Origin of the sequence: Vibrio sp. 10N.239.312.D08 (assembly GCF_041466145.1) — a bacterium.
Taxonomy (GTDB): Bacteria; Pseudomonadota; Gammaproteobacteria; order Enterobacterales; family Vibrionaceae; genus Vibrio; species Vibrio crassostreae_C.
The window spans coordinates 1-13,592 of the sequence record NZ_JBFSSD010000035.1; the positions used below are offsets into that span (position 1 = coordinate 1).

The 13,592-nt window shown below is 43.4% G+C and carries 11 protein-coding genes and 2 pseudogenes; 9 read left to right on the forward strand and 4 right to left on the reverse strand.

The window, feature by feature from the left end:
- A pseudogene (locus tag AB6D58_RS17235) lies at positions 1 to 236 on the reverse strand (hypothetical protein); the annotation flags it as partial.
- A gap of 225 nt (positions 237 to 461) precedes the next feature.
- On the opposite strand from AB6D58_RS17235, the gene AB6D58_RS17240 reads away from it, so the two are divergent.
- The 6 genes and pseudogenes from AB6D58_RS17240 to AB6D58_RS17265 all read left to right on the forward strand — a co-directional run bounded on the left by AB6D58_RS17240 (position 462) and on the right by AB6D58_RS17265 (position 5,709).
- The gene (locus tag AB6D58_RS17240) at positions 462 to 1,031 is read left to right on the forward strand and encodes a porin family protein (RefSeq protein ID WP_372122800.1); all 570 of its coding nucleotides are present in this window, start codon (positions 462 to 464) and stop codon (positions 1,029 to 1,031) included.
- Positions 1,032 to 1,263: 232 nt separating this feature from the next.
- Positions 1,264 to 2,886 (forward strand): phosphoethanolamine transferase, encoded by a 1,623-nt coding sequence (locus AB6D58_RS17245; protein WP_229647594.1) that lies wholly within the window; start codon positions 1,264 to 1,266, stop codon positions 2,884 to 2,886.
- A 327-nt stretch (positions 2,887 to 3,213) separates the two neighbouring features.
- Positions 3,214 to 4,149, forward strand: coding sequence for a CorA family divalent cation transporter (locus AB6D58_RS17250; protein WP_017062015.1), 936 nt, complete (start codon positions 3,214 to 3,216; stop codon positions 4,147 to 4,149).
- A complete protein-coding gene (locus AB6D58_RS17255; RefSeq protein WP_017070158.1) occupies positions 4,149 to 4,724 on the forward strand; it encodes a mechanosensitive ion channel family protein in 576 nt (191 codons plus the stop codon). The genes AB6D58_RS17250 and AB6D58_RS17255 overlap by 1 nt, the downstream gene beginning before the upstream one ends.
- 18 nt (positions 4,725 to 4,742) lie before the next feature.
- Positions 4,743 to 4,942 (forward strand): annotated as a pseudogene (locus AB6D58_RS17260) (AraC family transcriptional regulator); the annotation flags it as partial.
- 134 nt (positions 4,943 to 5,076) lie between these two features.
- Complete coding sequence (locus tag AB6D58_RS17265; protein ID WP_050647609.1) at positions 5,077 to 5,709, forward strand: triacylglycerol lipase; 633 nt, start codon at positions 5,077 to 5,079, stop codon at positions 5,707 to 5,709.
- Positions 5,710 to 5,860: 151 nt separating this feature from the next.
- Here AB6D58_RS17265 and AB6D58_RS17270 read toward each other — a convergent pair whose 3' ends face one another.
- A complete protein-coding gene (locus tag AB6D58_RS17270; protein WP_372102671.1) occupies positions 5,861 to 6,835 on the reverse strand; it encodes an arginine deiminase-related protein in 975 nt (324 codons plus the stop codon).
- 586 nt (positions 6,836 to 7,421) lie between these two features.
- Between AB6D58_RS17270 and AB6D58_RS17275 the strand changes: the two genes are divergently transcribed.
- Positions 7,422 to 9,272, forward strand: coding sequence for an ABC transporter ATP-binding protein (locus AB6D58_RS17275; RefSeq protein ID WP_048614233.1), 1,851 nt, complete (start codon positions 7,422 to 7,424; stop codon positions 9,270 to 9,272).
- Positions 9,273 to 9,558: 286 nt separating this feature from the next.
- Positions 9,559 to 10,263: a hypothetical protein gene (locus tag AB6D58_RS17280; RefSeq protein WP_017065155.1), complete on the forward strand. Its 705-nt coding sequence runs from the start codon at positions 9,559 to 9,561 to the stop codon at positions 10,261 to 10,263.
- 108 nt (positions 10,264 to 10,371) lie between these two features.
- Here AB6D58_RS17280 and AB6D58_RS17285 read toward each other — a convergent pair whose 3' ends face one another.
- Positions 10,372 to 10,860, reverse strand: a complete 489-nt coding sequence (locus AB6D58_RS17285; protein ID WP_004732526.1) for an Lrp/AsnC family transcriptional regulator — start codon at positions 10,858 to 10,860, stop codon at positions 10,372 to 10,374.
- Between the two features lie 278 nt (positions 10,861 to 11,138).
- Between AB6D58_RS17285 and AB6D58_RS17290 the strand changes: the two genes are divergently transcribed.
- Positions 11,139 to 11,309: a hypothetical protein gene (locus AB6D58_RS17290; protein ID WP_372103088.1), complete on the forward strand. Its 171-nt coding sequence runs from the start codon at positions 11,139 to 11,141 to the stop codon at positions 11,307 to 11,309.
- A gap of 638 nt (positions 11,310 to 11,947) precedes the next feature.
- On the opposite strand, the gene putP is transcribed toward AB6D58_RS17290, so the two are convergent.
- Positions 11,948 to 13,438: a sodium/proline symporter PutP gene (putP, locus tag AB6D58_RS17295; protein WP_029235685.1), complete on the reverse strand. Its 1,491-nt coding sequence runs from the start codon at positions 13,436 to 13,438 to the stop codon at positions 11,948 to 11,950.
- Positions 13,439 to 13,592 lie beyond the last annotated feature (154 nt).

A 13,592-nucleotide genomic window follows, 5' to 3' on the forward strand; every position in this document is an offset into this window, starting at 1 on the left:
GAACCGCAATAACGCTTACCTTTCGCAAGTCCTTGCAGGGCAAGGGGCTTCGTAAGCTTGCCCTGACTCAAAAGGTCATTGAGTTCATCAACCGTCACACCTAGCTTCTCTGGATTCTGCTCCAAACGAATAATTGGCAGACCCAAAACCTGTGCGCCCTTAATCAACTTTCCACAGTTAGAAATAAGTGTCTCACTCTCATCAACAAGGCGTGCAAGCTTACCTTGCACGTCCACAACCACCAAACATGTATTTTATTTCATTAGCATGTGTATTCCTTGTTTTTGGCAGCCTAACTCACTAAGCAACCGGATGAGCATTTTATCTACTATGTAACGATTTAGCTTACAAAGCCATACAGTAATACGTATAAGACTACGGAATAATGCTCACCAACGGTCGAAAGGTCGCAAAACAAAAATAATTGATACTGGCATGACATTTAAGAGTGAGTAACAAAAATGAACAAGATAACAAAATCAGCATTAGCACTGGGTTTAATCAGCGCAGTTTCTCTTCCAGCTTTAGCTGCAGGTACTGACGGCGGTGCGTACATCGGTGGCGGCCTTGGTGTGTACCAAGATTCTGATACAGACGGTCAAGGCAACCTAGACTCAGACGGCATGGGTTACAACCTATATGGTGGCTACCAGTTCAACCGTATCGTTGGTGTTGAACTTGGCTACAACGATTACGCAGACTACAAAAAAGGTGCTGCAAAACTGTCGCCAACTTCTATTTCGTTATCAGCAAACCTAGGTTATACGTTCGACAACACGATTCGTCCATTCGTGCTTGCAGGTTTAAGCTCTGTTGACCTAAACGCAAATAACGCAGCTCTATATGATGACGATAGCGGTACCGGTTTCCACTTTGGTGTTGGTGTTGAATACACGCCAATCGAACATCTAACACTACGCCTAATCTCACAAGCAGACGCAGTGAGTGTTGAGAACGACTACGGCTTTAAGAAAGAAGACAAAACACTTGCCTTCAACAGCATTAGCTTCGGTGGTTCTTACAACTTCTAATGTGATTGAACCACATAGAATAAGCTGAACATACTAATTCACTTTGCTGTTCCACCTTGTCATGAAGGTCACTCAGTAAAGTAAATTTTTTGTATCTACACACCTTAGCGTCATTTCACTTTAGCCAGTTTATCGCTCAGCGCCTTCTATTTGAGCTTTATGCATTGATATTAGAGCTTTCTTGGTAGCGAGACTAAAATAAAGGGATAAGTGACACAGGAAGACAAGACCTATGAATCTACCACGCTTAAACATGTCGATAAACAAACTCCCTTTCGTTTTGGCAGTGTATTACCTGCTTGTCATTAACTTGCCTATCTCACGCGAACTGTTCAATATTCTTAGTGCCTCACAAGCCGAAAGCATTGGGTTTATCATCTCGATCCCATTTTTCTTTCTCGCCGCATTCAACTTTATCTTTCAAGTATTCAACTGGCCGATATTCGCCAAAGCTTTTTTTATCTTGTTACTACTTACTTCCTCTTTAGTCAGCTACAGCATGTTCAACTACGGCATTTTTGTAGACTATGGAATGATAGAAAACGTCTTCGAAACCAACAGCGGAGAGGCTGCTAGCTACCTAAGCAGCTATTCTATTTTATGGTTTGTTCTGATGGGAGGAGTCCCGTCACTGCTGCTTTTATTTACGGATCTTGAAAGAGAATCTTGGAAAGATTTTGCTATTGGGAAGGCGATTGGATTGCTCTCTTCGTTGATCGTCATTGCCATCATTGCCGGGTTGTTTTACAAAGATTATGTGTCGATTGGTCGTAATAACTCTCATCTTAAAAAGATGATCATTCCGACCGAATACGTCGCTTCAACCGCAAAATACATCAACAATACTTACATCAAAGAACCGATTCCTTACCAAGAAATCGGCTTAGATGCGCAGCTAAAACCAGAAGCTAAACAAGCTGAAAAACCAACCTTATTGGTGTTTGTTCTTGGTGAAACAGCACGTGTATATAACTACCAATATTATGGCTATGAGAAAGAAACCAATGCTCATACCAAACCCTATAATCCGATTTTTTTCTCTGATGTTCAGTCATGCGGAACAGCCACTGCGGTTTCTGTGCCGTGTATGTTTTCTAACATGAACCGAAGCAACTACGATCGCGACAAAGCCTACAACCAAGATAACGTGGTCGACATTATGAACCGCGCGGGCATTCACTCTATCTGGCGAGAGCACGATGGTGGAGACAAGGCGGTCGCACATCGAATCAAAGAGATGACTCTCGTCGCCAAAGACAGCGACCCGCTGTGTAATAAAGATGTGTGCTATGACACAGCCATGCTAGAGAACTTCGAACAAGATACTCAAGATCTTAAACAAGATAGCATCATTTTCTACCATATCTCAGGATCTCACGGCCCAACTTACTTTGAGCGATACCCAGAAGATCATAAGAAGTTTGTGCCAGACTGCCCACGTTCTGATATCGAAAACTGCACCAAAGAGCAAGTGGTCAACACCTACGACAACACCATCTTGTACACAGATTTCTTTCTATCACAGGCTATTCAGAAGCTAGAGAAACTGACCGATAAGTACAATGTTGCGCTGATGTACATTTCCGATCACGGAGAATCATTGGGAGAAAATGGCGTCTACTTACACGGCATGCCTTATTCATTGGCACCGAAAGAGCAAACCCATGTGCCTATGATAATGTGGATGTCTGATGGTTTCGCCGAGCAGAAAGGGATAAACCAGACCTGCTTAAGAAAGGCAGGCAAAGAACAGAGCTTCTCCCAAGATAATCTGTTCGACTCTTTACTCGGCCTAATGGATGTACAAACCAAAGAATATCGAGAGAACCAAGACATTTTTTCTGCGTGTCGGTAGTGCTTTTGCTTATGTAAACCATCGGAAAACTCGAGTTGCCTGAACAAGCTCTCCTCAACTTCTCCTAAAAAGAAAAGACCTCGGTCTTTTCTTTTTTTTCGTCGCTAACATGGAGCCAGAGTGCTAATTTATAACGATGAAACAATGAGCTACATTTAATAGAGACAATAATGGAAGAGTACGTCGTGCTCCAAAGACCAACCTGTCTTATTAGACTTTATCTCACTCACATCGATCATTGAACTTACCAAGATTAAGCTCAGTTCAATACCGCGCCTGAATGGCGCATAATATCAATGTTTACGTCATATCATTAAGGACAAATGAATGGACGCTTTCATAATTTCAAGCTGGCAATTTTCTGAGGGGGTGGCACATGAACACACCACCAGCCCAGCCTCATTCGAGCAATCAACTTGGTATCACTGCCAAAGAGATGCTGACGGTTTGAGAGAATGGCTCCACAGTAATACGGTTCCAAATGCCATCATCGATTCATTACTCACCGATGACACCCGCCCTCGGTTCGAACAATTTGGCCACGACTGTTTTTTGATGATTCTGCGAGGCATTAATCTAAACGAAGGTGCTAACCCTGACGACATGCTTAGCCTACGCATCTTATGGTACAAAGGCACTTTAATATCAACACGTAAAGTTCCTTCAAAAGCGGTCAGTAATCTGATATCTGATCTCAAACAAAACCAAGGCCCTACATCATTACCTGATGTGTTGTTGGGCATGATCCGTGGAATCAACCACAGTATTTCAACCTTCCTAGCACCCGTCGAACTATTAATTGACGAGTTAGAATCTACATCCAATATCGACATAAGATCCATTAACGCTCTACATTCAAGGCTACTCAGACTAAGGCGTTATTTGAAGCCACAGAAATACGTTTTTGAAGATTTAATGAGTGACCTACCTGCGCCATTGAGTAAGCACAACAGTCATATAAAGAACAGCCTTGATACCATCCTGAGAATTAACGAGTCTGTTGAGTTTTACATCGAACAAATTAATGTATTTTTAGCGAGCCTAAGTCAGCAACAAGCTGAAAAAATGAATAGAAATACGTACCTATTTTCTATCATTGCAGGTATTTTCCTCCCTGCTGGGTTTTTCACCGGTTTACTGGGTGTCAATATCGCTGGGATACCCGGAACAGATAACCCGATAGCATTTCCACTATTTTGCGTTGGGCTGCTCGTGGTCATAGCGGCAGAGGTCGTTATTTTGAAAAAATTGAGGTTTATTTAATGGTTGAGTTTTTGCAATCCAATATGTGGCTTAGACAAGTAGTTTTAGGTTTACTTCTTATCACTGTGTATTGGGTGATCAAACGCTTAGGTAAGAACTGGATAGAAACATTAGCGGAAAATAAACGTGTCGAATTGAAGCGAAAGCAGTTCGTGATTAAGTGTTTCAATATTGTTCTGTTTCTACTCTTCATCGCTGTGTTTACGATTGTTCTTAACTTGGGTTTTGGTGATATTTCTCTGTTCTTGTCTTCGATATTTGCGGTGCTGGGTGTCGCTTTATTCGCGCAATGGTCGATTCTAAGTAACCTCACAGCCAGCGTACTAATATTTTTCGTCTTCCCTTATCGCATTGGCGACAGAGTAAGAGTCGCGGAGAAAGACGAAGACATCAGCGGTGTGATCATCGATATCACCATGTTCCATGTTATTCTTCGACACAGTTCGGGCAACATCATCACCTACCCTAATAACCTGATCCTACAAAAAGGCGTGATCAAAGTTTTGGTTGAACCGGAAGCAAAAAGTGAAGCAGGTGATACTGAGCTAACCAAAACTGAAAATTCAGAATCATAAGATCTACTGGTGCCTTAGATATCGGCAAGTCAAACAGATAGACACAGCGAACTGATTCGTAAGATATTAAAAGAGCTTAGTTCGACATGGATTGCAAAACTTGGCGATAAAGGACATTAGAGAGAAGCTTCAATAAGGTAAAAAGTCTAACACCCAATACTTACGCCAAACAAGGCGGATTAACCATAGATGTGTATGGTGGAGTGAGATCTGACTAACCCACCTTTTCTCTATGACGAACGCACTGTTTATAACTTACACCTCTGCCTTTTGTGTCTCATTCGTAGCAAGTTTTATTGAGTTTAGAATTGCGACTAAATATACTGGGGACATCATCAGACGGAGGACAAAAATGAATAATAAAAACAAACATATAGTTTTAATTCATGGTCTATATATGCCTGCGTTGATCATGCAGTATCTGGATAGAAACTTCAAAAAACGCGGCTTTACAACGCACAAGTTTGCCTACAACTCGCTGCGTTTCCCTTCTGCAGCCAAACGCCTCAATCGCTTCGTGAATGCTCGCTTTAATGAATACGATGAGGTCTATTTCTTTGGTCACTCACTCGGTGGCTTACTCATTCGTCACTACTTTAAGTTTTATCAGCCCAATTTTGCCGACACCTGCATTATTACCGCAGGGACGCCGCACAATGGGGCAACTATCGCCAAAACACTGTCGAATCATGGGCTTGGTTTTATATTTGGTTCGAGCAAAATGATCTTAAGCGATGGCCTGGGTGATTATGATATTGATGTGCCGATTGGCGTGATTACAGGTACCTACGACGCCGGAGTCGGACGTATTGTTCTGGGAAGAAACCCGGGCGATGGCACAGTCACACTCGAAGACGCCAACCTGAGAGGAGCAACGGATACTTACGCCCTCAAACTCAACCACACGGCGCTCGTCTACTCCAAAGAAGTCGTAACACTGTCGGCTCAGTTCATCGAACACAGAGCTTTTAAGGATGCTTCATAGCTTATTTCCATTAGCTTTTGCGCGTTGACTCCTGTATCGAGCTCTGTTCTCTTATATGTGAAAGACAAAAACAAAAATACCACTCTGCGATAAGAGTGGTATTCAAAGATTCATTACTGAAAGTGAGTGCTTGTTATACTTTCTATACTTGTTACAAGCGATTAACTCGTGTTGGTAGGAACACCTCACCCAACATGCATCGCACCGAACCACCACCAATGTCTTCAATCGTTTTCACGTTAAATGGTAGCAGCTTGCCGTGTGTCGAAAGCTGAGCTAGTTGGGCTGGAGAAAACGCATCGTAAGCCGATTGAGACATCGCGATCACCTTGTCGCCATTCACGGTTTCCAATTGCAGAATATTACCGCAGAATCGGTTCATCTGATCAATTGAGATAGAGATAACCTGCTTATCTTTAGCAAGCGACTTCACCACAAAGCGGCGTTCAAACTCAGGAATCACTTCATCACAGATCACGCAGAAGTTATCGCCAATCGCCATCATCACATTGGTATGGTAAATCGGTTGGCCAGACGGTAATGCCGTTTGGAACGAGACCACGCGAGAATAACCAATGCGCTTCGCATAATCTTCTAACACTTCGCGGTCACAACGCTGAGAAAGCGCAGCGTAGATGGTCTTGTTGATATGGTCGATAACCATAACGCCCGTGCTCTCTAGATAAGAACCTTGCGCGATGTAAGACTCTAGAGACTCGATATGGTTAACAATGCGACCCGACGCTTCTAACGCTTCAATAAGAGCATTTGGCTTAACTTCATTCTGACGGTTTTCACAGGCCATAGGGAAAGTGAATAAACTTCCATCACTACAAGTACTGAACCAGTTGTTTGGGAAAACAGCATCCGGCGTTTCAACGCCCAATTCTGGGTAATCAAACTCTACAACTTGCACACCTTCTTTACGCAACGAAGCGACCATAGCCTTAAATTCGGCCATCGTTTCTACCTTCACCTCAGCTTCGGTCAGATTCACTCTGTGCTGAAATTCGTTATCACGTGCTGTTTCTTCGTTAAATTTAAACTCTTTTGGCGGCACCATAACAACGCAATTGGCGTTTTGAACATTAGTAATATGAAGTGATTTTTTGTGTAGGTTTAACATTTCAACCGTCCCTATCTTTTATTTACTTCAGAATTGTAAACAACTTGTTACGATAAGATTCACTGAAAAGAATATTGATTTGAATATTTATCCCAAACAATTACTGCAGATCTTAGATTAATCGGTAATTTTTACTGCAAGATAACAGCACATCAGAAAGAACCAACTGTATGCATATTCGTTAAGTCACTTTATGGATAAATATTCCGATTCCATTTTCTCGCCCATCACGAGTTTTGATTACAATTTAATCCATTTAGCGTTAGGATTATCACCGTTGCATAACAATCAATTACGTTTGAAATCAGCTTAACTTTTCCTGTCTAATTCAATCTAAAATAAGCGTCATGAAAGACACTCTTTGGACCTTTCCTGCATCGCTTAGACAAAGTTTTAGTGTTTTAAAGCCAAGTGCCTAAATAGGCGCTAGAACAAAATCCATCGAATGATTTAATACTGATAAGAACCCATGGGCGCTTATATAATTTCAAACTAAGACAGTTAAATTTCAAATCAAGACTATAAAAACAAAGCTGCACCAACGATGCAGTCGCTTATAGATGCACTAGCTTATAAAGGGAAATCTATGTACAAGAAATTTGAAGGCTTTACTGAAGCCTTTCCAAAGGGAGAGCCGATACAACCTCCTACTGGCATACTGGCATTCTGCCGCCATTACACTCGAGGTTTCGAAAAACCATTGATTTTGCTCGGGTTGATGAGCATGACCATCGCGATCATCGAAGTCGCGCTGTTCGGTTACATGGGGCAATTGGTCGACTGGCTATCAACAAGCAACCCAGACACTTTCTTAGCAGACAACGAATCGACATTGATGGGGCTCGGTATTCTGCTGTTGGTTGTGATGCCAATCTTGATCAGTGTTTACTCGCTATTGCTTCACCAAACTTTGCTGGGCAACTACCCAATGTCGATTCGTTGGTTAGCACACCGCTACCTTTTGAAGCAAAGCCTGTCCTTCTATCAAGATGACTTCGCCGGACGTGTCGCGACCAAAGTGATGCAAACCTCGCTTGCAGTGCGCGAAACTGTGACCAAGATGGTCGATGTGTTTGTCTACGTGACGGTTTACTTCACGGCGATGCTGTTCATGCTTGCTGAATCAGATTGGCGCTTGATGGCTCCGATGCTGATTTGGCTATTCGTTTACATCGGTATTCAACTGCACTTCGTGCCAAAGCTAAAAGACGTGTCTTCAGAGCAAGCGGATGCGCGATCGTTAATGACAGGTCGTATTGTCGATAGTTACACCAACATCGCGACGGTGAAATTGTTCTCACACAGTAAAAGAGAAACCGAATACGCCGAAGAAGGCATGGAAGGCTTCCTAGATACTGTGCACCGCCAAATGCGCTTGGTTACTGGCTTCAACATCTGCGTTGAATTCGCTAACTATCTATTGGTATTCAGCATTGCGGGTATCTCTATCTACCTATGGTTAGACAACGCGATCACCGTGGGTGCGATTGCGATAGCGGTCAGCTTGGCTCTGCGTATTAACGGCATGTCGAAATGGATCATGTGGGAAATCGGTGGTCTGTTTGAAAACCTAGGTACCGTGATTGACGGCATTAAAACTCTGTCTAAGCCTATCGCTATCGAAGACAAGAAAGACGCAAAGCCTTTGGACGTTCCACAAGGCGGTATCCACTTCGACAACGTGAGCTTTAACTACGGTGAGAATAAGGGGGTGATTAACAACCTAAACCTCAACATCAAACCGGGTGAAAAAGTGGGCTTGGTTGGCCGTTCAGGTGCAGGTAAATCGACCCTAGTTAACTTACTGCTGCGTTTCCACGATGTAGAAAGTGGCCGCATCCTGATTGATGACCAAGAGATCTCGAGCGTTACTCAAGATTCCCTGCGTAGCAACATTGGTATGGTGACCCAAGATACTTCACTGCTGCACCGTTCGATCAAAGACAACATTCTTTACGGTCGACCAGAGGCATCAGACGAAGAGGTATACGCGGCGACTAAACAAGCGCACGCTCATGAGTTTATCGAAACGCTAACCGACCCGTTTGGCAACGTTGGTTACGATGCTCAAGTGGGTGAACGTGGCGTTAAGCTTTCTGGTGGTCAGCGTCAACGTGTCGCTATCTCACGTGTTCTTCTGAAGAATGCTCCGCTATTGGTTCTGGATGAAGCAACTTCTGCACTCGATTCTGAGGTAGAGGCAGCGATTCAAGAGAGCTTGATTGAGCTAATGGAAGGCAAAACGGTGATCGCGATTGCACACCGCCTGTCGACCATCGCAGCGATGGATCGCCTAATCGTACTTGATGCCGGCAATATCGTAGAAGAAGGTACGCACCAAGAGCTGATTAACCAGAATGGTATTTATGCGCAGCTATGGAATCACCAGACCGGTGGCTTCATTGCTGATGATCTTGAGCAAGCCACGAGCGCTTAATTTTTGTTCTATTTTAAAAGTGCGGCGTGATTCACACCAATTTGTTTATTAGCGGTAAATTACACGTGGCAGAATGTTATGTCGTAATTATATAATGACATAAACACCAAAGACGCCTCGCTTGCGCGTTCTGGAATAAGGCTAGACTTCGGGGGGAGGCTAGCCTTTTTTATGCCTGCTATTTGGTGCTCTTTGTTACCTGTCCAATAAACTTCATCGATCCTTTTGTTTTTTTCTTGGCGTTTTTTTCTTAAAATGCGCGCAATATTCTTTCTAGAGATCAACCATGAACAAAAGTGTCTTAACTAACGTTATTGCGTTAGCACTGCTTGCTGGCGGCTATGCGACAGCAAACCAATACTTGCTTTATGCAGGCCTATTCGCCTTTTCTGGTGCCATCACCAACTGGCTTGCGATTCACATGTTGTTCGAGAAAGTACCCGGCCTATACGGTTCTGGCGTTATTCCAGCGCGCTTTGAAGAGTTCAAGGCAGCCATCAAGCAACTGATGATGGAGCAATTCTTTACAGAAAGTAACATCGATCGCTTCCTAAGCAGCGAGATGACAGGAAAGTCGCTCAATCTAGAGCCTGTGATTCAGAAGATCGACTTTAACCCTGCATTCGACTCACTGGTGCATGTTATCGAGAACTCTCAGTTTGGCGGTATGTTGGCAATGTTTGGTGGCACAGAAGCACTAGAGCCAATGAAAGCGCCGTTTGTTGAGAAGATGCAAGAATCAGTGATTGAAATCAGCAAGAGTGACTCTGTAAAAAATGCCATCAAAGACGAGCTAGAATCGCCTGCGATGATGGATGAAATTAAAGAGAACATTGAGGCGATCATCGATCAGCGCTTGAATGAACTAACACCTAAGCTGGTTAAAGAGATGGTTCAGACCATGATCAAGAAACACCTTGGCTGGCTTGTGGTTTGGGGCGGTGTCTTCGGTGGTGTGATTGGCTTAATCTCTGCGGCCATTACGCTGTAAGCCGAACACGTTTATCGGATTGCTCTTTATCTGACGCTCAACAAAAAATGGAAGCTTATTGCTTCCATTTTTTATATCTAAATCACGTTGGTAAGCGAAATTAGGCCACTATTTTAGAGTTGCCAACAACTCAGGGTTCACGCCGAAGCCCTTTTTATGCTCTTCAATCACCACTTCACTACGTGTCTGAATCACACCAGGCAAGGTGCCCAGCTTGGTGGCCATAAACGCTTGGTACGCCTTCATGTCTTTCACTCGAACCTTGATCATGGTGTCAAAGTCACCCGACAGTGAGTAGCACTCTTCCACCTCAGGCATCATTTCCACGGCTTGGGCAAATTTGTCGAAGATCGAAAAGCTAGTCTGATCGAGACGGATATGGATAAAGACTTGAACATCGAGTCCCAGCTTTTCTGAACAAAGCTCAGCATGATAGCCCGTGATGTAGCCCTCTTTCTCCAATCGCTTGAGTCTATCAGAGCAAGGTGACGTCGTAAGGTTGACCTGTTTTGCCAGTTCAACAACAGGTAAACGCCCTTTCATATGCAGAATTCTTAGTATCTCTTTATCGATACGATCGAGCTGATGCTGAGACATAACATTCCTTAAACATTCTAAATTCCGCTCAGTATATTCCATACCAAGTGCAATCGAAGAAAACCTCGCTCACACATTTAAAAACTAAATGCACGGATGACATTCACGCAAGATATAAACACATACAAATAGATAAGAACCCTTATAAATCAAACTCTGGTTATTAACAAATTATTATAGAAATGACCCGATTAACAAATAAGTTGAGCCGGAAACGAAAGAAAGGATATAGGCCAAAGTGAATAATATAATTATCAAAGAGAAAGGATGACTCTATTATGAAAACGCAAGAACTCGCATATAAACCTTACGGTATTGGTTCATGGACACACGTAACGGTATCAACAGATGTTGCTCAGGCACTAGCAAATGAATACTCAAACTATGGATGGGAAGTGAAGATTGATGGCAATGCCATTGAAGCTGAGCTTGCACTCAAGGCTGCTTAGAAACACAAAAACCTCCTAGCACGGAGGTTTTTTGAATCAAGTTAGTAAGCACTTACTATGAGTTAGGCTAGGCCAACTTGGGGAACAGCACTTCCAGTTTCGCAACGACAATTGCACGTGCGGCAGAAGTGCTGAGTTTCCATATCGTAGTACAGGTTTCCACTAAATAGTTTTGACGTCCATTGCATCATACGGCCAGAGGTTGTCTCAGGCTCTGATTCACAACGTTTCATTATAGACTTATGTAGTGTTGTTTTTTTACATCCTTTGCAATAGAGATCTGGCATACCTTTGTCCTATAGGTCTTTAGTGGTTACTGACAATTGACACATCATGTCCAATTCGGTTCCACAATTCACCGAGCTAATGACAAAAGTGAGCGCCAAGTTCAAAAAATAGCCATTTTTCTGTTTTATTTTTTGACATCACACGCCATTGAGTAAGTTGATCTTTCCCTTCTCACGCAAGATCCTACCGCTTCGATTTACATTGTAAACCCCCATTTCAATATCAGAAAACCTCGAATAAACTTAATTTGAAATAAGACAAAGGTCGTACTCACATAAAAAAATAGAGCCACCGAAGTGACTCTATTGTTCATGTCTTTTGCTAATTCATTGGTATTTTTACAATGTAAATTAGTCTAGCTCAACGAGGTTCTTCTCGAACTCAGCGTGTTGCTTCTTAACTTCGTCTTCAGGCTCGCCCGTAATTAGACTCACGATAACGATAGAAAGAGTCGATAGGATGATTCCCGGTACGATTTCGTACACATCGAACCAACCGCCCGTGAACTGTTTCCAAAGTACAATCGTCACACCACCAACCACGATACCCGCTAGAGCGCCGTTACGGTTCATACGAGACCAGTACAGGCTCAATACAATAGCTGGGCCGAATGCAGCACCAAAACCAGCCCATGCGTAAGACACAAGGCCAAGTACTGAACTGTCTGGCGTCATCGCTAGCACAAGTGCAATCAAAGAGATTAGGATAACCGCGAAGCGGCCTACACGAACAATCTCTTCAGACGTCGCATCTTTCTTAAGTACTTGCTTATACAGATCTTCTGCTAGTGCAGATGAAGATACAAGTAGCTGTGAATCCGCAGTACTCATGATTGCCGCTAGGATTGCAGCAAGTAAGATACCTGCGATTACTGGGTGGAACATCGCGTTCACAAGAAGCATGAAGATCTTCTCGCCATCGTCTAGCTTAGGCGCGCCAGAGTTAGTCACGTAGATTAGACCAACCAGACCTACTAGCATTGCACCAACCATAGACAGAGCAGACCATACCACCGCGATACGACGCGCTGTTGTTAGGTCTTTGTTGCTACGTGTTGCTTTGAAACGAGCAAGGATGTGTGGCTGACCGAAGTAACCTAGACCCCATGCCGCTAGCGAGATGATCGCGATAGCAGAAAGTGGCTCACCTTTCACATCATTCCATAGCGTGAGAAGCTCTGGGTTGATGTTGTGAAGATCAGTCGATAGCTGACCAAGACCACCGTTCATCGCTGCGATTGGTACAATCAATAGCGCAGCAGACATCAGCAGACCTTGAACCAAATCCGTCCAAGATACCGCAAGGAAACCACCAAATAGCGTGTAAGAAACCACACATACTGTACCGATGATTACCGCTGTTGTGTAATCTAGGCCGAATACTGTTTCAAACAATTTACCACCTGCTACCAAGCCAGAACTTGTGTAGAAAAGGAAGAATAAAAGGATAAAGAAAGCAGAAATTGTTTGGATCAGCTTAGAATTATCATTGAAACGACGAGATAGGAACTCAGGTAGCGTCAGTGACTCTGTTGTAATGCTGTAAGTACGCAGACGCTTAGCACTGATTAACCAGTTCGCCCAAGTACCAACTAGCAGGCCACCAGCAAGCCAGAATGCTTCAAAACCAGCAGCATAAGCGTAACCCGGTAGACCAAGTAGCAGCCAACCACTCATGTCTGATGCACCAGCAGAAAGTGCAGCAGGCCATGGGCCTAGCGAACGACCACCTAGGAAGTAGTCTGTCGAGCTAGAAGTACGTTTGTAAGCAATAACACCGATTGCCAGCATCATAATTAGATACGCAATGAACGTCGTCGTTATTGCAAAACTGTTTTCTATCATTTGATAGTCCTCATTTGTAAAAAGCCTTCCATACCTAATTCAATGCAAGACACTCACCGTAAAGGCAAGCGAGTGCATTGAGTTAGGTATTGAGGCTCCAAGGCACTATGAGTTAAATCCAAAGATGGTGAAACCAACAATGGAGAAAACA

Excerpts from the sequence above, each read along its gene's own strand:
- AB6D58_RS17240 (WP_372122800.1), top strand. The coding sequence starts at position 462 with ATGAACAAGATAACAAAATCAGCATTAGCACTGGGTTTAATCAGCGCA.
- AB6D58_RS17245 (WP_229647594.1), top strand. The coding sequence starts at position 1,264 with ATGAATCTACCACGCTTAAACATGTCGATAAACAAACTCCCTTTCGTT.
- AB6D58_RS17250 (WP_017062015.1), top strand. The coding sequence starts at position 3,214 with ATGGACGCTTTCATAATTTCAAGCTGGCAATTTTCTGAGGGGGTGGCA.
- AB6D58_RS17255 (WP_017070158.1), top strand. The coding sequence starts at position 4,149 with ATGGTTGAGTTTTTGCAATCCAATATGTGGCTTAGACAAGTAGTTTTA.
- AB6D58_RS17265 (WP_050647609.1), top strand. The coding sequence starts at position 5,077 with ATGAATAATAAAAACAAACATATAGTTTTAATTCATGGTCTATATATG.
- AB6D58_RS17270 (WP_372102671.1), bottom strand. The coding sequence starts at position 6,835 with ATGTTAAACCTACACAAAAAATCACTTCATATTACTAATGTTCAAAAC.
- AB6D58_RS17275 (WP_048614233.1), top strand. The coding sequence starts at position 7,422 with ATGTACAAGAAATTTGAAGGCTTTACTGAAGCCTTTCCAAAGGGAGAG.
- AB6D58_RS17280 (WP_017065155.1), top strand. The coding sequence starts at position 9,559 with ATGAACAAAAGTGTCTTAACTAACGTTATTGCGTTAGCACTGCTTGCT.
- AB6D58_RS17285 (WP_004732526.1), bottom strand. The coding sequence starts at position 10,860 with ATGTCTCAGCATCAGCTCGATCGTATCGATAAAGAGATACTAAGAATT.
- AB6D58_RS17290 (WP_372103088.1), top strand. The coding sequence starts at position 11,139 with ATGAAAACGCAAGAACTCGCATATAAACCTTACGGTATTGGTTCATGG.